Origin of the sequence: Bradyrhizobium sp. 61 (assembly GCF_023073075.1) — a bacterium.
GTDB classification, from domain to species: Bacteria; Pseudomonadota; Alphaproteobacteria; order Rhizobiales; family Xanthobacteraceae; genus Bradyrhizobium; species Bradyrhizobium barranii.
Genome location: NZ_JADPIU010000084.1, coordinates 169,830 through 192,622 on the forward strand (window position 1 = coordinate 169,830; position 22,793 = coordinate 192,622).

19 protein-coding genes are annotated in these 22,793 nt (G+C 64.2%); 13 read left to right on the forward strand and 6 right to left on the reverse strand.

Going from position 1 to position 22,793, the window contains the following annotated elements; translation table 11 throughout:
• The first annotated feature begins 6 nt into the window (after positions 1-6).
• The 3 genes from IVB46_RS34305 (at position 7) to IVB46_RS34315 (ending at position 3,081) form a co-directional block, all read left to right on the forward strand.
• A complete protein-coding gene (locus IVB46_RS34305) occupies positions 7-1,197 on the forward strand; it encodes a dihydrodipicolinate synthase family protein (RefSeq protein ID WP_247307980.1) in 1,191 nt (396 codons plus the stop codon).
• Positions 1,197-2,060, forward strand: a complete 864-nt coding sequence (locus IVB46_RS34310) for a sugar phosphate isomerase/epimerase family protein (RefSeq protein ID WP_247307982.1) — start codon at positions 1,197-1,199, stop codon at positions 2,058-2,060. The genes IVB46_RS34305 and IVB46_RS34310 overlap by 1 nt, the downstream gene beginning before the upstream one ends.
• Positions 2,061-2,835: 775 nt before the next feature.
• Entirely contained in the window at positions 2,836-3,081 is a 246-nt protein-coding gene (locus tag IVB46_RS34315) for a hypothetical protein (RefSeq protein WP_247307984.1), read from the forward strand.
• Between the two features lie 163 nt (positions 3,082-3,244).
• Here IVB46_RS34315 and IVB46_RS34320 read toward each other — a convergent pair whose 3' ends face one another.
• Entirely contained in the window at positions 3,245-4,162 is a 918-nt protein-coding gene (locus tag IVB46_RS34320; protein WP_247307987.1) for a Spy/CpxP family protein refolding chaperone, read from the reverse strand.
• A gap of 69 nt (positions 4,163-4,231) precedes the next feature.
• Between IVB46_RS34320 and IVB46_RS45145 the strand changes: the two genes are divergently transcribed.
• Positions 4,232-4,714, forward strand: a complete 483-nt coding sequence (locus tag IVB46_RS45145) for a hypothetical protein (protein ID WP_247307990.1) — start codon at positions 4,232-4,234, stop codon at positions 4,712-4,714.
• 591 nt (positions 4,715-5,305) lie between these two features.
• Here the strand turns inward: IVB46_RS45145 and rocD are convergent.
• Entirely contained in the window at positions 5,306-6,523 is a 1,218-nt protein-coding gene (gene rocD / locus IVB46_RS34330; protein WP_247307992.1) for an ornithine--oxo-acid transaminase, read from the reverse strand.
• Between the two features lie 75 nt (positions 6,524-6,598).
• On the reverse strand, positions 6,599-7,831 hold the full coding sequence (locus tag IVB46_RS34335; RefSeq protein ID WP_247307995.1) for a cytochrome P450: 1,233 nt from the start codon (positions 7,829-7,831) through the stop codon (positions 6,599-6,601).
• A 108-nt stretch (positions 7,832-7,939) separates the two neighbouring features.
• Here IVB46_RS34335 and IVB46_RS34340 point away from each other — a divergent pair, with 108 nt between their 5' ends.
• From IVB46_RS34340 to IVB46_RS34380, 9 genes are all read left to right on the forward strand, one after another.
• Positions 7,940-8,482, forward strand: coding sequence for a hypothetical protein (locus IVB46_RS34340; RefSeq protein WP_014496966.1), 543 nt, complete (start codon positions 7,940-7,942; stop codon positions 8,480-8,482).
• The gene (locus IVB46_RS34345; protein ID WP_247307998.1) at positions 8,479-9,069 is read left to right on the forward strand and encodes a thiamine pyrophosphate-dependent enzyme; all 591 of its coding nucleotides are present in this window, start codon (positions 8,479-8,481) and stop codon (positions 9,067-9,069) included. Before IVB46_RS34340 ends, IVB46_RS34345 begins: the two co-directional genes overlap by 4 nt.
• A 141-nt stretch (positions 9,070-9,210) precedes the next feature.
• Positions 9,211-9,912, forward strand: coding sequence for a TetR/AcrR family transcriptional regulator (locus tag IVB46_RS34350; protein ID WP_166105944.1), 702 nt, complete (start codon positions 9,211-9,213; stop codon positions 9,910-9,912).
• Between the two features lies 1 nt (position 9,913).
• Positions 9,914-11,107: an efflux RND transporter periplasmic adaptor subunit gene (locus IVB46_RS34355; protein WP_085404398.1), complete on the forward strand. Its 1,194-nt coding sequence runs from the start codon at positions 9,914-9,916 to the stop codon at positions 11,105-11,107.
• 70 nt (positions 11,108-11,177) lie between these two features.
• Entirely contained in the window at positions 11,178-14,273 is a 3,096-nt protein-coding gene (locus tag IVB46_RS34360) for a MexW/MexI family multidrug efflux RND transporter permease subunit (RefSeq protein ID WP_071915899.1), read from the forward strand.
• Between the two features lie 150 nt (positions 14,274-14,423).
• Complete coding sequence (locus IVB46_RS34365; protein WP_247308005.1) at positions 14,424-17,021, forward strand: ATP-binding protein; 2,598 nt, start codon at positions 14,424-14,426, stop codon at positions 17,019-17,021.
• On the forward strand, positions 17,018-17,407 hold the full coding sequence (locus tag IVB46_RS34370; RefSeq protein ID WP_014496960.1) for a response regulator: 390 nt from the start codon (positions 17,018-17,020) through the stop codon (positions 17,405-17,407). Before IVB46_RS34365 ends, IVB46_RS34370 begins: the two co-directional genes overlap by 4 nt.
• Entirely contained in the window at positions 17,404-18,654 is a 1,251-nt protein-coding gene (locus tag IVB46_RS34375; RefSeq protein WP_166350852.1) for an adenylate/guanylate cyclase domain-containing protein, read from the forward strand. Before IVB46_RS34370 ends, IVB46_RS34375 begins: the two co-directional genes overlap by 4 nt.
• Before the next feature lie 9 nt (positions 18,655-18,663).
• Entirely contained in the window at positions 18,664-19,410 is a 747-nt protein-coding gene (locus IVB46_RS34380; protein WP_247308008.1) for a hypothetical protein, read from the forward strand.
• Here IVB46_RS34380 and IVB46_RS34385 read toward each other — a convergent pair.
• Genes IVB46_RS34385 through IVB46_RS34395 form a run of 3 tightly spaced genes read right to left on the reverse strand, consistent with a single transcriptional unit; the run spans position 19,407 to position 22,782 of the window.
• Positions 19,407-20,294, reverse strand: a complete 888-nt coding sequence (locus tag IVB46_RS34385; protein WP_247308010.1) for an ABC transporter permease — start codon at positions 20,292-20,294, stop codon at positions 19,407-19,409. The two genes, IVB46_RS34380 and IVB46_RS34385, sit on opposite strands and share 4 nt — an antisense overlap.
• 3 nt (positions 20,295-20,297) lie before the next feature.
• Complete coding sequence (locus tag IVB46_RS34390; protein WP_071915894.1) at positions 20,298-21,239, reverse strand: ABC transporter permease; 942 nt, start codon at positions 21,237-21,239, stop codon at positions 20,298-20,300.
• A gap of 31 nt (positions 21,240-21,270) precedes the next feature.
• Complete coding sequence (locus IVB46_RS34395) at positions 21,271-22,782, reverse strand: ABC transporter substrate-binding protein (protein WP_247308012.1); 1,512 nt, start codon at positions 22,780-22,782, stop codon at positions 21,271-21,273.
• Positions 22,783-22,793 lie beyond the last annotated feature (11 nt).

Here is a 22,793-nt window from a genome sequence, read left to right on the forward strand (position 1 = left end):
GGACACATGAACAAGCCCGTCCAGCCGGTGTCGTCATTGTCGCTGAAGTTGCCGAAAGCGGATCGTTCGATCGAGACCTACCGGCTCGCGGCGTCGCGAACATTTCCAGCGAAACTCGAGGGACCGCTGAACCGCATCGCGTTCTCGGCCGTGCACACGGTTGTCGATCCCTTTGCGGACAACGATCCCTGGCTCTCCGCCGCTGTCGACTGGGACAAGACCATCGCCTTCCGCGAGCACGTCTGGGACCTCGGCCTCGGCGTCGCCGAAGCCATGGACACCGCGCAGCGCGGCATGGGGTTGGACTGGCCGACTTCGCTGGAGCTGATCACCCGCTCGGTCGGCGCCGCCAAGCGGCGCAACGCGCTGGTGTTCTCCGGCGCGGGCACGGATCATCTTGCGGTCGAGGATGCCAAGAGCCTTGACGATGTGATCCGCGCCTATGAGGAGCAGCTCTCGGCCGTCGAGAAGGTCGGCGGCCGCATCATCCTGATGGCGTCGCGTGCTCTCGCAAAACTCGGCCGCAGCGCCGACGATTACGCCAAGGTCTATAGCCGCGTGCTGTCGCAGGTCCGCGAGCCCGTGATCATCCACTGGCTCGGCGATATGTTTGATCCCGCTCTGACCGGATATTGGGGCACCAAGGACCTCGACAAGGCGATGGACGTTGCGGTGGCCATCATCAACAACAACGCTGCCAAGGTTGATGGCGTCAAAGTCTCGCTGCTCGACAAGCAGCGCGAGATCGACATGCGCAGGCGCCTGGACAAGCGCATCAAGATGTACACCGGCGACGATTTCAACTACGCGGAGCTGATCGCCGGCGACGACCAGGGCTTTTCGCACGCACTGCTCGGCATCTTCGATGCCATCGCGCCGGCGGCGTCCTACGCGCTGTCGCGGCTCGCGGCTGGCGACGAAGCAGGTTTCCACGACGTGCTGGGGCCGACGGTGCCGCTGTCGCGTCATATCTTCAAGGCGCCGACGCGCTTCTACAAGACCGGCGTGGTGTTCATGGCCTATCTCAACGGCCACCAGGATCATTTCACCATGGTCGGGGGACAGGAGAGCGCGCGCTCGATGCTGCATCTGGCCGGGCTGTTCCGGCTTGCCGATCAGGCCGGCCTGCTCGCCAATCCGGAACTGGCGACACGGCGGATGAAGACCGTGCTGGCCTCGCACGGACTGGAAGACTGATGCGCGATTTCTCGTCCGACCATCGCTGGCTGTCGCTCAACACGGCGACGGTGCGCAAGCAGGGTGACCTCGTCGAGATCATCGACGCCTGTGCGAAGCACGGCATCCGCGCCATCGATCCCTGGCGCGATCAGGTCGCTTCCGTCGGTCTGGATCGCGCCGCGCGCGCGGTGCGCGAGGCCGGCCTCGAGCTGTCGGGCTACTGCCGTGGCGGCATGTTCACCTCGGACGCATCGCGTCGCGGCGAGGTTCGCGATGACAATCGCCGCTGCGTGGATGAGGCCAAGGCGCTGGGCGCGCCCTGCATCGTTCTCGTCGTCGGCGGCCTGCCGCAATATTCGCGGCCGGGCAGCGAGGCGTCCAAGGACATCGTCGCAGCGCGCGGTCAGGTCGAGGAGGCTCTCGCCGAGATGCTCGACTATGCCAGACAGGCAAAGCTGCCGCTGGCGATCGAGCCCTTGCATCCGGCCTATGCCGCCGACCGCGCGTGCGTGAACACGACGAAACAGGCGCTCGACATCTGCGATCGGCTCGACCCGGGCCGCAGCGGCATGCTCGGCGTCGCGCTCGACGTCTATCACATCTGGTGGGATCCGGAGCTGATGGCCCAGATCGCCCGCGCCGGCAAGGATCGCCTGCTCGCGTTCCATGTCTGCGACTGGCTGGTGCCGACCAGGGACATCCTCAACGACCGCGGCATGATGGGCGACGGCGTCATCGACATCCAATCGGCGCGCGCCGCGGTCGAGGCGCAGGGTTTTGCCGGCTATTCGGAGATCGAGATCTTCTCCAACGACTGGTGGGGCAAGCCGATGGACGAGGTGCTGCGCACCTGCATCGAACGGCACAGGGCGGTGGTGTAGTTCCCACGCGCGCTGTCCTCACGGGCTTGCGACTTGTTGCCGCGTGTTGAAGCACGCCTTCCGCTTCACGGCGCCGAAGCGGCCGGCTCGAGCGAATTCAGCGAGCCGGTTGGAGTACCACCAACGAGAGGTGGACAGCCGTCAGCTTTCAGGCAGAATGATATCATCCCGATGCCGCAGCCTCGCCACGGTCTGCGCCAGATCGGATGCGGTAATCAGTGGCATCAACGATCGGCAGGCACGGCGGATGTACCCACGCCTGATGATCTTGGATGGCCCCGACGCGCAATCGTCGGGGCCATTGTTGTGATCGGGCATGCCGGAGGGCCCCGGCGTGATCCAGCCCCGGCCCTGTTCTATTGCGGCGATAAGGAAAGACCGCCCGAAGGCGGTCTTGCAGTCCAATGTGCCGGGCCAAAATAGTTTCGGGATCAAACCTTGTCCGGCCCGGTCTGATCGCCAGCTAACCACTATCGCGGGAAGGCCGCTGACAATTAAGATTTCAGTCCTGAAATGAATGCACCTGCGACTTGGGAACCCGTCGTTCGACGCGAGTCTTGTTGCGCGCCTGCGTACAGCGCTGGCCGAAGGGGCTGCGGCGCTGAGAGCTCGACTAGCTCTCAGGGCTGGAGCTGCTCACGTCGGTGAAAAGTCAGACGATTGCGCTATCATCGATTGACCGTCAAACACCGGACTATCACTCGTCAATTCAATCTGCGAAATTGTGACAACATAAATGCGCTTGTAAACAAGCTGGCGCGAAGGGAGGTTCGCAGTGGAGGCAGTGGAGAGAGTGCAGCGCTTGCGTGCGATGGGTTCGCTGTGCCGCCAACAGGCCGCGTACAACAGCATGAACAAATGGAAGCTGCTCGCAGAAGCAGAATACTGGGACCACCTGGCCGATCTTGAGTTGTCTGCTCACTCCCAGCAACGCAGCGCCATCAGCTCGGATGAGAAAGAGCGGCCTCAAGCGATCCCAACCGCGAATGACGCTGGACCGAAGACGATTTCCGTCGCGTGAGGTCAAGACGAGGCGGTTGTTTGCATTCCGTGCCACCGCACTTCTCGCAGAGAGAAGCGGCCCGGACACGCGTGTTCTGGTCGAGCTGTGGAGCAGGGCGATGATGGCACCCCGCGTCGCTCGGCCGCTGCTCGAATTGCAGCGAGAGAATGCGACGCTGCCTTCACGGGCCTGCGAGCTGTTGCAGCGTGTTGAAGCGCGCCTTCTGCTCGCTGCTCAGCGTGGCATAGAACTCGTCCAGGGCGGGCTCGACCAGCTTGGCGGCCTGAAGCATGGCCTCGAGCCGGTGCTGCATCGCCTCCAGTCGTCCGACCGGCGTCAGCGGCACATCGTTCGGACAGGCCGCCTGTAGGCCCTCAACGCCCTTCGCCGTCGCTTCGCCGAGGCGGTCGAGCGCTTCCTTCTGCTTGCCCGCGGGGTGGAGTACAGCCTCGATCCTCTGGATCGGCAACTGGGTCAGGCCGGACTTCGGATCGCCGCAGCCTTCGGCACTGGCTTCCTGGGCATTGGCTTGCTGCTGCCGAGGCGAGCGGTCGCCGATGTTGGGGCCGAGCGCGTTGAAGCGGGCCTGCTGCTCGTCACTGAGCGAGTTGTAGAAAGTCTCCAGTGCCGGTCGCACGATCTTGACCGCATCCAGTGTCGCGCTGACGCGGTTCATCATCGCCCGCAAGCGGCCAGGCGGCGTCAGTGCATAAGTCTCTGCGCAGGAGTCCTTGAACACACCGGCGGCGTTGGCCGCCGCGGTCTTCAAAGCGTCGAGCAGCGCGCGTTGCTCCGCCGTCGGCCGCACCGCCCGCGTGATATCGTCAAGCGGCCAAGCGGTGACGCCCTTGTCCGGTGTGCCGCACAATTGCTGCAGCGTTTGCGGGCTCACGCTGGCGCGCTGGCGCGCGCGGGTGCCGCCGCCGGCTTGCGGATAGTCATTCGGGTTGGTGCTGGCATAGGCGGAATAGGGGCCGTCATCGCCCCAGAACACGGTGTCGACGAAGTTGTCATACGCGTACGCCCAATAGCCGGGCTCGTAGGCATAGGACCAGAACGTGTAGTCAAAAATGTCGGAATAGGCGTAAGGCCAGAACACGGGCCCAAGCCATGCCACGAACACCGCGGGATGGCGGTGTCGCCAGGCCTTCCGGGGAGCCCAGCCGCTGTGGCGGGCGACGAGGGCCGCCTGGGTTTGCGCAGTCGCCCGCTCGCGGAAGTGCGCGGCAAACCGCCCGCGCGCGGCGGCAGCCGCTGCGGCTGTTGCAGCGGGGGCCTGCGGTCCCAGCCTCTGCTGGCGCGCCAGATCGATTTGCTGCGCCCGTTGCTCGTGCTGCAGCAGACGGTTTTGCGCCTGCAGTGCGCGTTGTGCGCGTGCGCCTTCAGGTTTTTGCGACTGCAAGGTCTGCACACGTTGCTGGAGGCGATCGATGCGGGTCTGGCGCTCCGTGGTCTGGCGCGACAGCATCTCGCGCTGTCGCTGCTCGACGTGCTGCTCACGCTGTTGTACGCGCTGCTCGCGCTCCAGCAGCCTATTCTGCGACTGCAGCAACCGCTGCTGCTCGCGTTGCGCTCCCGCGCCTTCCGGCTTTTGCGACTGCAATGTCTGCACACGCTGTTGCAAGCGGTCGATGCGGCCCTGGCGTTCTGAGGCTTGGCGCGACAGCGTCTCGCGCGGCTGTTCCCGCCGCTCGCTCACGGCCGGCGGCGCGCTTGGGTGTGAGGGGGCGGCGATATGCAGCGTCGGCCGCGGTGCCATCGCCGGACGTTGCGGAGCTGCCGGCGCGCGATGGAATTCAGGTCGCGGTGCCGCCACGTGCGGGGCAGCTCGCGGCGGTGGTGCAGCGAAGTGCGGGGCCGGGCGCGGCGGCGGTGAGGCCATGCGAGGCGTCGGATTCGGCGCCATGGCCGGTCGCTGCGGCATGGCCGGGGGATGAAATGCCGGCGCGGCGGGACGCGCCATCGCAGGTGGTGCCGTCGGTCGGGCCATCGCAGGCGGCGCTGCCGGCCGGGCAGCCGCTCCCGGCGGCCCACCCCGACCATGATGGTCCTGGGCGGACGCACCGACGCTCGCCGCGAGCATCGACACACCGACTAAAAACGCCGAAAGGCACACGGCACGCGGAAGCATGATCGCAACTCCACGCTCGTCCCAGTCGCCCGGAACCGTTCAACGCGCAGGTGGCGAAATCGTTCGTTGTTGACTGCCAGCGGCCTTGCGGTCTTCCGACGCAGGCAGAGCTCAGGCGAAATCCTGCGTCAGGGTGGCAGCGATTCTCTCCAAGGCCCAATCAACCTGGTCACTGGTAATCACCAGCGGCGGGGCGAAGCGGATCGTGTGCTCGTGGGTATCCTTGGCGAGGATGCCTTCGGTCTGCAGAGCTTCACAGTAGCGGCGCGCACGGCCGGCTTCAGGATTGAGCTCGACCGCCAGCATCAGCCCGCGTCCGCGCACGTCGCGCACCGTGTTGGCGCGGATGCTTCGGAGGCCTTTCAGGAAGCGCTCACCTTGCACCGCAGCGTTCTCGATCATCCCTTCCTCGACGAGAACGCGGAGCGCCGCGCGCGCCACCGCGCAGGCGAGCGGATTGCCACCGAATGTTGAGCCATGCTGACCTGGTTTCAGCGTGCCGAGGACCTCGTTGTTGGAAAGCACGGCCGAGACGGGATAGAAACCGCCGGACAAGGCTTTGCCGAGCAGCGTCACATCAGCCTCGATACCCTCGTGCTGTTCCGCAAGCAGCTTGCCGGTGCGGCCGAGTCCAGTCTGGATCTCGTCGAGGATCAGCATCACGTCGTGCGCCGTGCAGAGCTCGCGCACCCCGGTGAAATAGCCTGCCGGTGGAATGATGACGCCGGCTTCGCCCTGGATGGGTTCGACCAGGAAGGCGACGGTGTTCGGCGTGATGGCGTCTTCGAGCGCGGCGAGATCGCCGAAGGGAATGATTTTGAAGCCCGGCGCAAAGGGGCCGAAATGTTCGCGCGTGGCCGTGTCGGTCGAGAAACCGACGATACCGAGGGTGCGTCCATGGAAATTGTTGGCGCAGACGATGATCTCGGCTTGCCCGTCGGGCACCCCCTTCACCTCATAGCCCCATTTGCGCACGGACTTGATCGCGCTCTCAACGGCTTCGGCTCCGCTATTCATCGGCAGCACCTTGTGAGAGCCGGTGAGTTCCGCGATCTCCTCGTAGAAGGGAGCAAGCTGGTCGTTGTGGAATGCACGCGAGGTCAAGGTCAATCGGCCGGCCTGCTCGACCATGGCGGCCAGGATTTTCGGGTGGCAATGGCCCTGGTTGACCGCCGAATAGGCGGAGAGGCAATCCAGATATCGGTTGCCCTGGGTGTCCCAAACGAAGACGCCTTCGCCGCGCGACAGGACAACGCCAAGCGGCTCGTAATTGCGGGCGCCGAAGCGCGCCTCCCTCGAGATGAAATCAGCGACTGGCGGACTACTCATTCGTCATTCCAGCTCACGTGCCTTGCGCATTCTAACAGATAATGCGTGGCTCGTTCGAAATGATGCCCGCTGGCCTCAACCTATGGAGCAGGGCACGCTCAGGAAGCCGCGGAACCGCACCCGCCCGCCCCGCACCGGATGGCGGCTCACGGCATAGTTCGGGAAGCGCGCCAGGAAGCGCGAGATCGCAATCGCGCCTTCGAGCCGCGCCAGCGCCATGCCGGCGCATTGATGTGCGCCGGTGGCGAAGGCGAGATGCCGGTTCGGCGTGCGTGCGATGTCGAAGCGTTCGGGCTCCTGAAACTGGGCGGGATCGCGGTTGGCCGCCCCGATGCACAGCGTCACCGACGTGCCGGCGTCGAGCATGACGCCGCCGAGCTCGATCTTCTCTGTCGTCATGCGGTTGCCGAGCTGGTTCGAGCTCTCGTAGCGCAGCATCTCCTCGACTGCAGTCTTGATCATGTCGGAGTTTTCGATCAGCCGCTGCTTCTGGTCCGGATTCCGGTGCAGCGCGACGAGGCCGTTGCCGATCAGATTGGTGGTGGTCTCGTGCCCGGCATTGAGCAGGAAGATGCAGTTGTGCAGCAGCTCCTTCTCGGTCAGCCGCTCGCCGTTCTCCTCGCCGTTGCCTTCTCCCTGGATCAGGCGCGTCAGCACGTCACGCTCGGGATTGCCCGGCTTTTGGCGCCTGCGCGCGACCAGGGTTTCGAGATAGGCGAGGAAGTCCTTCACCGCCTTGTTGCCGCGCGCAGCCACTTCGGGCGACACCACCGGTTCGAGTGCACCGAGGATCGCCAGCGACCAGTCGCGCAGCGGCTCGCGTTCGTCGTGCGGAACGTCGAGCAGATTGCCGATCACTTCGATGGGGATCGACGCGGCGAAGTCGTCGATCAGCTCGCAAGCCCCCTTGGCGGCGATGGCATCGAGCAGGCCGTCGACCAGCTTGACGATATCAGGCTCCATCCCCGCGATCGCGCGCGGCGACAGTGCGCCCATGATCAGGCGGCGCACGCGGGTGTGGGCGGGCGGGTCGTTGAAGACGAGGCTCGTGGTGTGGTGCTCGTAAAGCGGGGTGTCGCCGTATTTCGGCGCGAACTCGCGCTTCTTGTCCGAACTGAACGACTTTGTGTTTTTGTAGGTGGTGACGAGATCGTCATAGCGGGTCAGGAACACAGTGCCGTTCGGGAGGCGCTTGACCGGCTCGTTTTCCCGCAGTGCACGATAAGTCGGGTAGGGATCGTCGTAGAATTCGGGTGTCAGCTTCTCCAGATCGAAATTGGCCGCCAGTTCTTTCGCACTTGCGTTCATCGCCGCCATACTCGCCGGTTGAGACCGATATGCTGTTTTCGCTCTTTCGAGCGGCTCGGCTCACCGTCTACAGTCGTGTCGTGATTTGCAAGCCGACCGGACAGGAAAATGCACGCCCGCGCTGACGCTGCTGACACGGCCCCGAATTGGCCCGACGATATTTTCGCGACATTGCAACGCTTCGACGTCCGGCAGGTGCCTTACGTGCCAGATGCCGGCCATTCGAAGCTGATCCAGCGCGTGCTGGCCTCATCCACGATGCGCGGCATTCCGCTGACGACGGAGGAGGAGGGCGTCGCGCTCCTGGCCGGGGCCTGGACGGGCGGACAACGCGGCGTGCTTCTGATGCAGTCGAGCGGGGTCGGCAATTGCATCAACATGCTGTCACTGATCCCGATCCTGCGCTTTCCGTTCCTCACGCTCGTGACCATGCGCGGCGAGTGGGGCGAGTTCAATCCATGGCAGGTGCCGATGGGATCGACCACGCAGGGCGTGTTCGAACTCTCGGGCGTCCAGGTGCTGCGCGCGTCCAATGCGGCCGAGGTGCCGGCCGTGCTGGAGGCGGCCGCAGCGCAAGCCTACAACGCGCTCACGCCCACCGCCGTCCTGCTGTCGCAGCGCCTGATCGGCGCCAAGGTTTTCACCAAATGAGCAAGGCCAATCTCCTCGACCGCCGCCAGGTGGTGTCCACCCTGCTTGCGAACCGCAAGGACGTGGTTGCGATCGGCGGCCTCGGGGCCTCCACCAACGACATGTGTGCCGCCGGCGACCACGCGCGCAACTTCTACCTCTGGGGCGGCATGGGCGGCGCGGCGATGATCGGGCTTGGCCTGGCGCTGGCGCAACCAAAACTGCCGGTGCTGGTCATCACCGGCGACGGCGAGATGCTGATGGGGATGGGGAGCCTTGCCACCATCGGCCTGCAGAAGCCGTCCAACCTCTCGATCGTGGTGCTCGACAACGAGGCCTATGGCGAGACCGGCGGTCAGACCAGCCACACCTCCGCGGCTGCCGACCTCGTCGGCGTCGCCAGGGCCTGCGGCATCGGGGACTCCCGCGCGATCTCGACCATGGCCGAGGTCGAGGCCTACGCCAAAGCCGTCCACGACGTCTCGGCGGGGCCGCGATTTGCCAATGTGAAGATCGACAGCGCCAGCCTGGAACGGATTCTCCCAGTCCGGGACGGGACTTACATCGTCAACCGGATCCGTGGCGATCTCGGCTTCCAGCCGATCTAGCCCCGCTTGGCTCAGTCCTGAGCTACGTCCCGGGCCCTCCGGGCGGGGAAGTGTGGCCATTTTCCAACAAGTTTGTACCCACATAGGTTGCGCCGCAGCATTCTGCTTGACTTTTGCGTGGGTGAGTGCTTACTCACTAACATGAGCTCACTGCGAATGACGAGCGACCTGAGGCGTCAATTGATCCTCGGTGCCGCAAAACGCTGCTTTGCCCGACACGGCTATACCGGCACCACGACCAAGAGCGTGGCGGCCGCCGCGGCCATTTCCGAGGCGCTGCTGTTCAAGCATTTTCCGTCCAAGGCGGCGCTCTACGCCGAGATCCTCAGCGACGAGTGCGAAGCCGATCCGGCACTGACGGACCTACTCGAGCGGGAGCCCTCGACGGCCACGCTGGTCGAGTTGATCCGCGGCATGGTCCAGCATTTCCTCCACATCGCCGACGGGCCCGATCAGGAGGAGGCGCAGCGCCTGCGACTGATGGCCACCAGCCATCTGGATGACGGCGAATTCGCCCGTCTGCTATATGCCAAGATCGAGAAGCTGATCGGGGCGGTCTTCCTCGCCTCGCTCGAGCGTACGGTTGCCGCCGGCGACGCACGGCCATTCAGCGGCGATCCGCTCAACCTGTTCTGGTTCGCGCATCATTCGGTGATGATGGCTGCGCTGACCAGGCTGCCGGCCACGCCCTGCCTCGTCTACGGCAAGGCGAACGATCTGGAGCGGCAGCTCTGTGAGTTTCTCCTGAGGGGTATCGGACTTAACGACGCCGCAATTGCTTCGCATTTGGGCCGCGATCAGGCCGCGGATGCGGGCAAGACGGCGATTGCAGAAAGCGCATGACATGAACATCGTAACCGAACACAAGATTTCGGGCGAACCGATCGACACCAAGGCTCCCAAGCGTCCGGTTAGGCCGGTGCTGTGGTTCATCATCGTCGGCACGCTCCTGGGCGTGCTCGTTGGCGGCCTCGTCTGGTTCAATTACTTCCGCGGCCAGATGATCAAGCAGTTCTTCGCCAACAACAAGCCGCCGCCGACCGCGGTCAGCGCGGCCGAGGCGAAGTCCGAGGTGGTGCCGAACCTGCTCACCGCAGTCGGTGGCCTTGCCGCCGTGCACCAGGTCGACGTCAGCGCCGACGTCAACGGCCGCGTCACCGAGATCAAGTTCGAGCCGGGTACACATGTCGATTCCGGCACGCCACTGGTGCAGTTCTTCGACATGCCGGAGCAGGGCGACCTCGCCAACTACAAGGCGCAGGCAACCGTCGCACAGCTCTCGCTCGACCGCGCCAAGCAGCTGGCATCGCGCCAGTTCGGCCCGCAGGCGACCGTCGATAACGCGCAGGCTGCCTACGATCAGGCGCTGGCCGGCATCGCCAAGACCGAGGCGGTGATCTCGCAGAAGCTGGTGCGTGCGCCGTTCTCCGGCGATCTCGGCGTCCGCAAGGTCGAAGTCGGCCAGTACCTGACGGCCGGCACGGCGATCGTCTCGCTGACCGATCTGTCGGAGCTGTGGGCCAACTTCACGGTGACCGAAAAGGACTCGGGGAACCTCAAGGTCGGCCAGCCGGTCCGGCTCAAGGTCGACGCCTACCCCGGCCGCACCTTCGATGCCAAGATCACCACGATCGAGCCGCAGGTCGCGGCCGACACCCGCAACATCCGCGTGCAGGCGACGGTCGCCAATCCGGAGAAGATCCTGAAGCCGGGCATGTTCGTGACCACGACGGTGGTGCTGCCGGCGAAGCCGGCCGTGATCACCGTGCCGGAAACAGCGGTCGATTACACGCTGTACGGCGATTCCGTGTTCGTGATCACCGAGAAGAAGGAAGAGGACGGCAAGACCAGCCTCTCCGCAGTGCGCACGTTCGTGCAGACCGGCAGCCGGGTCGACGGTCGCGTCGAAATCATCAAGGGCGTGAAGGTGGGCGACAAGGTCGTCGCTGTCGGCCAGCTCAAGCTGCAATCGGGCGCCCCAGTTGCGATCTCGACCGATCCGGCGCCGCAGATCCCGGCGCAGCCGCCGCGCTACTGATCCAATACATCCAGGTGATCCGGCCTCGCCGGGTCACTTTTCTTGAGACAAAGAAATCGAGATCGCCGCGATGCGCTTTACCGATATTTTCATCAAGCGACCGGTCCTGTCGGTCGTCGTCAGTCTGCTGATCCTGCTGATCGGCCTGCGCGCGGCAATGGTGCTGCCGATCCGGCAATATCCGAAGCTGTCGAACACGGTCATCAACATCACGACCGTCTATCCCGGCGCGTCCGCAGACCTGATCCAGGGCTTCATCACGACGCCGATCGAGCAGGCGGTCGCCTCGGCCGAAGGCGTCGACTACATGACCTCGTCCTCGGTGCTCGGCACCTCGACGATCCAGGTCTACATCAAGCTGAACTTCGATCCGAACCAGGCGCTCACCGAGGTGCTCGCCAAGACCAACTCGGTCAAGTACCTGATTCCAAAGGAATCCAACGACCCGATCGTCACCAAGACCACCGGCCAGACCACGGCCGTGATGTATCTCGGCTTCTCCTCCGAAGAGCTATCGGGCTCGGCGATATCAGACTATCTGACGCGTGTGGTGCAGCCGGTGCTGTCGACGGTCGACGGCGTGGCCTCGGCCGACATTCTGGGCGGCCAGACCTTTGCGATGCGGCTGTGGCTCGATCCCATGAAGATGGCCGGCCGCAACGTGTCGCCGGCCGATGTCGCCGCCGCGATCGCCGCCAACAACTTCCAGTCCGCAGCGGGGCAGACCAAGGGCTATCTGATCGTTTCCAACATCTCGACGAACACCAGCCTGACTGACGTCAACCAGTTCAGGAAGATGATCGTCAAGGCCAAGGACGGCGGCTTTGTGCGGATGGAGGACATCGCCACAGTCGAGCTCGCCGCCCAAAGCACGGATGCCAGCGTCGCCTTCAATGGCGAGCATGCGATCTTCATTGGCGTGAACGCGACGCCGCAGGGCAACCCGCTGACGCTGGTCAAGGGCGTGCGCGCGCTGTTCCCCGAACTCGAGCGCAATCTTCCGCCGTCGATGAAGATGAAGGTTGCCTACGACTCGACCAAGTTCATCCAGTCTTCGATCGACGAGGTGGAGAAGACGCTGGGTGAAGCCGTGATCATCGTGATCGTGGTCATCTTCCTGTTCCTGGCCTCGCTCCGTTCGGTCATCATTCCCGTCGTCACCATTCCGCTGTCGATGATCGGCGTCTGCACCTTGATGCTGGCGTTGGGTTTCAGCTTCAACCTTCTGACCCTGCTCGCGATGGTGCTCGCGATCGGCCTCGTGGTCGACGACGCCATTGTCGTGGTGGAGAACATCCATCGCCATCTGGAGGAGGGGAAGACGCCGGTTCAGTCGGCGCTGGAAGGCGCGCGCGAAATCGTTGGGCCGGTCATCTCCATGACCATCACGCTCGCGGCGGTGTACGCGCCGATCGGCTTCCTCGGCGGCCTGACCGGTTCGCTGTTCCGCGAATTCGCCTTCACGCTCGCGGGCTCGGTGATCGTGTCAGGTGTGATCGCGCTGACGCTGTCGCCGATGATGTGCTCTATTCTGCTCAAGAATACCGAAGAGGGCCGCTTCGCCAAGCTGGTCAACAAGGTGTTCGGCGCTTTGACGCGCTGGTATGGGCGCAGGCTCGACCGCTCGCTCGATTACAAGGCGATCACCGGTCTGTTCGCGGTGACGATCCTCGGGCTGGTCGGCTTCCTCTACATGCACACCTCGAAGGAGCTGGCGCCTGAGGAGGACCAGGGCATCGTGTTCGCGGTGACCAAGGCGCCGAAATACGCCAACATCGACTATGTCGATTTCTACGGCGAGAAGCTCGACGAGAAATTCCAGAAGTTCCCCGAAACCGATCTGCGCTTCGTGCTGAACGGCATCAACGGCCCGCAGGGCGGCATCGCCGGCATGCTGCTGAAGTCGTGGGACGAGCGCAAGCGCTCGTCGATCCAGTTGAAGCCGCTGGTGCAGGCCGAGCTTTCCAAGATCGAGGGCGTGCAGGCTTTCGCGTTCAACCTGCCGCCGTTGCCGGGTGGCCCCGGCGGTCTGCCGGTTCAGATGGTGATCAATTCCACCGCGGGCTTCCAGACGGTCTATGAGCAGATGGAGAAGCTGAAGGACGCCGCGCGCAAGAGCGGCATGTTCATCGTCTCCGACAGCGACCTCGCCTACAACCAGCCGAACGTGGAGGTCACGATCGACCGCACCAAGGCGCAGGATCTCGGCGTTAACATGCAGAACCTCGGCTCTACGCTCGCGGTGCTGCTCGGTGGCAACTACATCAACCGCTTCAATCTGGAGGGCCGGTCCTACCAGGTGATCCCACAGGTGCCGCGCAGCAGCCGGCTCTCGCCGGAATCGCTCGGCGGCTATTATGTGACGACCAACACGGGCCAGCAGCTCCCGCTGTCGACCGTGGTCTCGGTCAGGACCAAGACTGATCCGAATTCGCTGACGCATTACAATCAGCTCAATTCGGCGACGTTCTCGGCTGTGCCGATGCCCGGCGTGACGGTCGGATCGGCGGTCGACTTCCTCGAAGGCGAGGCCAAGAAGCTGCCGGCCGGCTTCAGCCACGATTATCTCGCGGACTCCAGGCAATACGTGCAGGAGGGCAACCAGCTTGCGATCACCTTCGGTTTTGCGTTGATCATCATCTTCCTGGTGCTGGCGGCGCAGTTCGAGAGCCTGCGTGACCCGTTCGTGATCATGATCTCGGTGCCGATGGCGATCGTGGGTGCGCTGATCCCGCTGTTCTTTGGCATGGCGACCATGAACATCTACACCCAGGTCGGTCTGCTGACCCTGGTCGGCCTGATCACCAAGCACGGCATCCTGATGGTGGAGTTCGCCAACGAGCTCCAGGTCAACGAGCGGCTCGACCGCCGCTCGGCCATCGAGATGTCGGCCCGCATTCGTCTGCGGCCGATCCTGATGACCACGGCCGCGATGGTGACCGGCCTGATCCCGCTCCTGACTGCGTCCGGCGCGGGCGCGGCCAGCCGCTTCTCGATCGGCCTCGTGGTGGTCGCCGGCATGTCGATCGGTACGCTGTTCACGCTGTTCGTGCTGCCCGCAGTCTACGTCGTGCTGGCAACCGACCACCGCGCGGCGGCCGATTCCGAGCGGAACAAGGAGGTCAACGATCTCGACCTCAATTCCAAGGCGCTGCGACCGACCTGAGCTGCAGGTCAGCGAACCAGAAGGGCGGCAGCGGCATCCGTTGCCGCCCTTTTCATTTGCCCCGCAGCCTGCGGACGCCGTCAGGCTTAGGGGGAGCCCTTTCCGCGTTGGCGAGAGACAAGTTCCGGCCTTCTTGCTAGATTCGCCGGGATGAGCATCTCCCTCCACCCCGATACCCCGCAAGCCAGGACGGTGCCGAGCGCGGCCGCGGCTGGCGTTGCGCCCGGCCAGGCGGCGGGGCGGGGGATCAGGACCCGGCTCTTCACCAAATATGTCGCGCTGTTTGTGGCCGTCGTCGCCATAGCGCTGCTGGCCAACGGGCTGTTCGAGGTCTTCTTCTATTATCGCGAGCACAAGGCCGCGCTGATCCGGGTCCAGCATGAGCAGGCCGAGGCAGCGGCGGCCAAGATCGGCCAGTTCGTCAAGGAGATCGAGAGCCAGCTCGGCTGGACCACGCAGCTGCCCTGGTCGGCGGGCTCGATCGAGCAGCGCCGGTTCGACGCGCAACGGCTGCTGCGCCAGGTGCCCGCGGTCACAGAGCTCGCCCAGGTGGATGCGACCGGCAAGGAGCGCTTGCGGGTCTCGCGGCTGGCCATGGACGCGATCGACAGCGGGATCGACCTGTCGGCCGACCCGAAGTTCACCGAGGCGGTCGCGCACAAGGTCTATTACGGCCCGGTCTATTTCCGCAGGGAGTCCGAGCCCTACATGACGCTCGCGCTGGCCGGCGCGCGCAAGGATGCCGGCGTCAGCATCGCGGAGGTCAATCTCAAGCTGATCTGGGACGTCGTGTCCCAGATCAAGGTCGGCGAACACGGGCACGCCTATGTGGTCGGCCCGGAGGGACGCCTGATCGCGCATCCCGACATCAGCCTGGTCTTGCGGAACACCGACATGTCCGGCCTCGTGCAGGTGCGCGCTGCGCAGGCTGGAGGCGGCACCCTGTCCGACGCGCTCCCCGAAGCGCGCAATATCCAGGGGCAGAAGGTGCTGACCACATCGGCGCCGATCGAGCCGCTGCATTGGACCATGCTCGTCGAGCTGCCGGTCGAGGAGGCCTATGCGGCGCTCTATGCTTCGCTGCAGCGGCTGGCGATCGTGTTGCTCGCAGCGTCGATCTTCGCGGTGCTCGCCGGGATTTTTCTCGCACGCCGCATGGTCGGACCGATCCAGGCCCTGCGCAGCGGCGCCGAGCGGATCGGCGGCGGCGATTTCTCGCAGCGCATCTCGATCAAGACCGGCGACGAGCTTGAAGGACTCGCCGACCAGTTCAACGACATGGGCGCGCGGTTGCAGGAATCCTATGCGGATTTGGAAAACAAGGTCGAGCGGCGGACGGCTGAATTGTCCGAAACGCTCGAGCAACAGACGGCGACTTCTGAGGTGCTGGAGGTCATCAGTTCCTCTCCGGGCGAACTCGCTCCCGTGTTCTACAAAATGCTCGAAAATGCGACGCGGGTCTGTGGCGCAAGTTTCGGCGTCATGAATCTCTGGGACGGTGAAAGCTTCACGATTGCGGCGGATTACAATGTGCCGGCTGCGTTCGCTGCTTCGCGAAAAGATGTGGAAATCCGACCTCGTCCGAACAGCGCGCTCGCCGAGGTCGTCAGGACACGTGAGGTCGTCCACGTTCACGATGTGCGAAACACACCTGCCTATCTTGCTGGTGGGCCTGCCGTTCGCGCGATCTCAGACGTCGCCGGCGCCCGTACGATCGTCATCGTGCCGATGCTGAAGGAGAACGAGCTGATTGGCACGATCGCGGTCTATCGCAAGGAGGTCCGTCCGTTCGCCGACAAGCAGATCGCACTGGTTGAGAATTTCACCAAACAGGCTGTGATTGCGATCGAGAACGCTCGACTGCTCAAGCAGCTTCGTGAGCGTACCACGGAGCTGTCGCAGTCGCTCGACAATCTGCGTACCGCGCAGGATCGCCTGATCCAGACCGAGAAGCTCGCCTCCCTCGGCCAGCTCACGGCGGGGATCGCCCACGAGATCAAGAACCCGCTCAATTTCGTCAACAATTTCTCCTCGGTCTCGACCGAGCTGATCGATGAACTCAACCAGGCCCTGCAATCGGCTTCGCTCGACGGCAAGACGAAGGAGGAGGTCGAGGAGCTGACCGGCATGCTCAGGAGCAATCTCGAGAAGGTGGTGCAGCACGGCAAGCGCGCCGATTCCATCGTCAGGAACATGCTGCTGCATTCGCGCGCGGGTTCCGGCGAGCATCGTCCCAGCGATATCAATGCCATCGTCGAGGAAAGCCTCAATCTCGCCTATCACGGCGCGCGCGCGGAACGGCCCGCCTTCAACGTCACGCTCGAGCGCGAGTTCGATCCCGGGGCCGGGATGGTCGATGTCTATCCGCAGGAGATCGCGCGCGTCTTGCTCAATTTGATCTCGAACGGCTTCTATGCTGCGGCCAAGCGCAAGGAGAGCGCGACGGACGGCTTCGAGCCCACCTTGAACGCGGCCACCAAAAACCTCGGCGACAAGGTCGAGATCCGGATCCGCGACAACGGCACAGGGATTCCGCCCGAGGTGAAGGCGAAACTGTTCAATCCGTTCTTCACCACCAAGCCGGCCGGCGAGGGCACCGGGCTTGGCCTGTCCATGAGTCATGACATCGTCGTGAAACAGCACGGCGGCACGATCGACGTGAACACCACACCCGGTGTATTCACCGAATTCATCATCACGCTGCCGCGCCAGATGGCGGCGGACGATACTCCCGGAGGCAAGAGTTGAACGTTTACATCCTGGTCGTCGATGACGAGCCCGACGTCGAGGCGCTGTTCCGGCAGCAGTTCCGGCGTGACCTACGCGCCGGACGCTTCCAGATGGAATTCGCGCCGTCCGCGTCCGATGCGCTCAGGCTCGCCTCCGAGGTGCGCGACCCCTCGTTGATCCTGATCCTGTCCGACATCAACATGCCCGGCATGAGCGGGCTCGACATGCTGCCCAAGGTGCGCGCCGAGCATCCGGACGTTCCCGTCATCATGATCACGGCCTATGGTGACGCCGAGACGCGCCGGAAGGCGATCGAGCGTGGCGCCATCGGGCTCCTCACCAAGCCGATCGATTTTGCGCTGCTGCGGCAGGAGATCGACACGAGGCTCGAGCAAGCCGCATGACTTCGACCATCCTCTTCGTCGATGACGAGCCAGACCTCGAGGCGCTGATCCTGCAAAAGTTTCGCAGGCAGATCCGCGACGGGCTCGTCGACATCATGTTTGCACGCGACGGCGTCGAGGCGCTGGAATCCCTCGAGCAGAACCCGCATGTCGACATGGTGGTCTCCGACATCAACATGCCGCGGATGGATGGGCTGTCGCTGCTGGCGAAGCTCCAGGAGGCCGAGGACAAGAAGTCGACCATCATCGTCTCGGCCTATGGCGACATGAGCAACATCCGCACCGCCATGAACCGCGGCGCGTTCGACTTCCTCACCAAACCGATCGACTTCGCCGACCTGGAAGCCACGATCGAGAAGACCATTCGCCATATCGAGATGCTGCGCGAGGTACGGCGCCGTCAGATGGAGGCGGAGCGGGCCCATGCCGCGCTATCGCGCCATTTCTCGCCCGAGCTCGCCAAGCGTCTGGTGGCTGGCGGCGAGGGTGAGGGGATCGAGGTGCAGTGGCGCGATGTCGCCACCATCTTCACCGATATCACCGGGTTCACCTCCCTGGTCGAGAGCGCGCCGCCCGAGACGCTGGGCGCGCTCCTCAACGAATATGTCGGCGGGATGACCGAAACCATCTTCGCGCATGAGGGGACGGTCGCAAAAATCATCGGCGATGCGATCCAGGTGCTCTTCAATGCGCCCGGCGATCAGCCGGACTATGCGACGCGTGCGGTCGCCTGCGCCCATGACCTCGATGCCTGGGCGCAGGATTTCTGCGCGCGCCAGAGGGCCGTGGGCGTGAACTTCGGCACCACCCGCATCGGCATTCACGCCGGGCCGGCTCTGGTCGGCAATTTCGGAGGCAACCGCTTCTTCGACTACACCGCGTATGGAGACACCATCAACATCGCGGCGCGACTGGAGGCGGCCAACAAGCATCTGGGAACACGCATCTGCGCCAGTGCCAGCGTCGCCAAGGCGGCCGAGCATTTTCAAGGCCGTCCCGTCGGTGATCTGATGCTGCGCGGACGCAGCGAACCGCTGCGTGCGTTCGAACCGTTGCCGCAGGAAAAATTCGAAGCGCCAAGGACGGCGCAATATTCCGAGGCCTTTGCCAAGATGGAGGCCGGCGACGTCGCGGCGATGCCGGCCTTTGCCGCGCTGGTCGGGATGCACGCCGACGATTCCCTGGCCGGCTTTCACCTGAAGCGCCTGCTCAACGGCGCCAAGGGTGTCCGCATGAAACTGGAATAGGAGTTCGACATGATTGGTGATTTCTCCGCCGGCAACTATCGTTTCATTCCGTCCGTGTTCCAGTATTCGGCGGGTGCTGCCGCTGACGACGGCTACGAGATCGAGCGCGTCCGCTTCGACCGCCTGGTGCCGCTGGCCGAGGGATTTGCGCTCGCGGCGAAGTATATCCGGGAAGCAGGCCGGCCGCTGACGGCGTTCTGTGCCTGCGAGTTGCGCTCACCGGCGGCCTTCAGCGAGGAAGGCTTTCGCGCATTCAACCTGCACTATGTGAAGACGCTGTCCGAATGGGGCATCTTCGACGGCACCACCAATCCGGTGGCGCGCAGCAATGTCTGTCCGGAGTTCGATCCGCCATCCGAACCGTCGTTCTATGCGTTCTCCTTCACGCGTCCGACGACATCGAAGGCGCCGTCCTTCGTGATCGCCGGTGGCGCTGAGGCGCGCGAGGGCGGCGGCACCTATGTCGAGCGCACCGTGCGCTATCGCGACCTCAGTCCGGAGGGTCTTCGCGAGAAGGTGCGGTTCACCACCACGTCGCAGATGGAGAACCGGATGACGGCGTTCGGCTTCGGCTGGAAGGACACCACCGGCGTGCAGGCCTACTCCGTGCACGATTTCCACCACGCGCTGGTCGACGAACTGGTCCGCCGCGGCGCGCTACGCTCCGGCCTGACCTGGCATTTTGCCCGGCCGCCGGTGGTCGACCTCGAATACGAGATGGATTCCCGTCGCGTGATGCGCGAGACCGTGATCTAGCGCTGGCGCGGGTCGAGCGCGTCGCGCAGGCCGTCGCCGAGCAGGTTCAGCGACAGCACCACGAGGAAGATCGCTAGGCCCGGCCAGATCGCCATCCACGGCGCCTGGGTCAGGAAGCGCTGCGCCGCGTTGAGCATGCTGCCCCAGGACGGTGCGGGCGGCTGCTGGCCGAGGCCGAGGAAGGACAGCGCGGCTTCGGCAATGATGGCGGCGGCGATCGACAGTGTCGCCTGCACCAGCAGCGAGGGCAGGATGTTCGGCAGGATGTGCGAGAACGCGATCCGCCACGGCGGATTGCCGAGCGCGCGCGCCGCCTCGACATAGTCTTCGGCCTTGACGCTCAAGACCTGCCCGCGCGTCAGACGGATGAAGATCGGCGTTGCCGAGATGCCGATTGCGATCATGGCATTGCCGAGGCTGGGACCGAGGAAGGCGGCCAGCGCAATCGCCAGGATCAGGAACGGGCAGGCCAACATTGCATCGGTGATCCGGCTGATCAGCGCATCGACAAATCCGCCGCGATAGCCGGCGAGGAGGCCAAGAGGGACGCCGATTCCGAGCGCAATCGCGACCGAGATCAGACCCGCCATCAGGGAGGCCCGCGCGCCGTAGATGACGCGGCTGAGGATGTCGCGGCCGAGATCGTCGGTGCCGAACCAGTGGGCGGCGGTGGGCGGCTTGCGCACCAGGCTCCAGCTCGTGGCAATGGGATCATAGGGCACGACCAGCGGCGCAAGGGCCGCAAGCAGGATGAAGGCCGTGATCACGACAAGCCCGAAGACCGCGGCCTTGCGCTGGAACAGGCGCCGCCGCGCACGGCGGGCCGGGCTGTCCAGCTCGTAGGCCTGGGTGGCGGGACTGGCTGGCAGTGCGGCGTCGGTCATCGTCTAACCTCGCAGCCGCGGATTGACGAGGACATAGGCGACGTCGGCAACGAGATTCAGCGTGATGTAGACCGTGGCCGTCACCAGCACCACGCCCTGCACCACCGCATAGTCACGGTTGAAGACGGCATCCACGATCAGCTTGCCGAAGCCGGGAATGGAAAAGATCTGCTCGGTCAGCACCGCGCCCGACAACAGCGTGCCGAGTTCGAGCGCTCCGAGGGTGATGATCGGCGTCAGCGCGTTGCGCATCGCATGCTTGAGGATCACCGAGCGCTCGGAGAGACCTTTCGCGCGCGCGGTGCGGACATAGTCGCTCTCCAGAACCTGGAGCATTGCGCTGCGCGTGTGCCGCATCAGGACCGCCGAAATCGCGTTGCCGAGCACGAAGGCCGGCATGATGGTGGCTGCCAGGCTCGCGCGCCAGTCCTCAGTGAGCGGCACATAGCCTGAGGCCGGCAGCCAGCCCAGGTGAATCGAGAACAGGAAGATCATGAGGATTCCGAGCCAGAAATTCGGCGTCGAGATACCCCACAGCGCGAACAGGTTGGCACCATAGTCCCAAACCGTGCCCTTCTTCACCGCGGAGATGATGCCGGCGGGAATGCCGATGAGGAACGCGATCAGGATCGCCATCGAGCCGAGCTGGAGCGTCACCGGCAGTTTCTGCGCGATCAGCTCGCGCACCGGCATCTTGTTGCGCAGCGACTCGCCGAAATTGCCTGAGAGAACGCCCTTGAGCCAATAGACGTACTGCACGGGGATCGGCTGATCCAGCTTGTACTGCTGGCGGATCTGTTCGATCACGGCGGGATCGCGCTCCTCGCCGGCCATCACCAGCGCGGGATCGCCCGGCAGCAATTGCTGGAGCGAGAAGATCAGCACCGACACGAAGAACAGTGTCGGCACGATCTGCGCGATTCGGTGGGCGAGGAAGTTCAGCATGGCTCCACGCGCGTCCCAACCGCTGCCGTGATCACTTGAACTTCAATCCGACCACACGCACCAGCCCATCGGGCATCTGCCTGTAGCCGTCGAGCTTCTTCGTGTGCGCGATCAGCAGTGTGCGGTGGTAGATGTAGATGATCGGCAAATCGTCAAGCAGGATCTTGGTCAGCTTTTCGTAGATCGCCTTGCGCTCCTCGACGTTGGACGTCATGCGTCCATCTTCCATCAGCTTGTCGGCCTCGGGGTTCGAATACACGCCGTCGTTTTGCGGCGCCTTGCTGCGCATGAAGATGTAGGAATTGCCGTCGGGATCGATGCGGCCGCTCCAGTTGATCTGGAAGATCTGGAACTCGCCGGCCTGGGCCTGCTTGAAGGTCGTCGCGAATTCGACCGCGCGGATCTTGATGTCGAAGCCCGCTTCGGCGGCCATGGACTGCACGACCTGGGCGACGGCTTCGTTCTCCGCGCCCTTGGGGATCATGTAATCCACGGTCACCGGCGTGGTGACGCCGGCTTCCTTCAGCAGCGCCTTGGCCTTCGCGATATCGCGACCGCGGACCGGGAATGCCTTCTGGTAATAGGGATGCTTCGGGCTGACCCACTGGTTGCCGGGTGTGAACTCGCCGTTGAAGACGACCTGGTTGAGGGCTTCGCGGTCGATCGAGAGATCGAGTGCCTGGCGGACCTTCGCCGACTGGCTCAGCGGCCCCTTGGTTTTGTCGTTTCCGATATTGACGGTCAGGCCGAGATAGCCGAGCTCCGGCGCGGTCGACAGCACGAGGCGGGAATCGGCGCGCACGCCCTTGATGTCGGTGGCGAGCACGCGCTCGATCAGATCGAGCCCGCCGGACTTGAGGTTGGCAAGGCGCACCGTCGCGTCGACAATCGGCAGGAACACGACGCGGTCGATATGGATGTTGTCCTTGTTCCAGTAGTCGGCAAACTTCTCGAACACCATGCGGTCCTGCTGGACGCGCTCGACGAATTTGTAGGGGCCGGCGCAGACCGGATGCAGGCCGAACTTGTCGCCCGCCTCCTTCGCCGCTTTTGGCGAGACCATCATGCCGGAGCGGTCGGTGAGCTGGGCGATCAGCGGCGAGTAAGGGGTCTTGAGCACCAGCTTGATGGTCAGGGGATCGACCACCTCGACATGGTCGACGCTGGCAAGCTCCGACTTCCGGAACGAGGTCGGCAGCGTCATGTGACGCTCGAGCGAGAACTTTGCGGCTTCGGCGTCCAGCGGCTCACCGTCATGGAATTTGACGTTGGGCCGGAGCTTGATCGTCATCTCCTTGCCGTCGGCCGAAGTCTCGTAGGACAGCGCGAGCTGCGGCACGATGTTGAGCTTCTCGTCGATGTCGAACAGCTTGTCGCAGAAGGCGGAGAAGACGATGCGGCCGACATAGGTGCGGCCGATGCTGGGATCGAGGATATCGGGGTCTTCGGCGATGCCGATGCGAAGCGTGGTCTGAGCCTGGGCTGCGCCCGCGAGCGACGTCAGCACAGCCGCCGCCAGGATTGTCAAACGCATGAAACTCATCGCTCTCAACC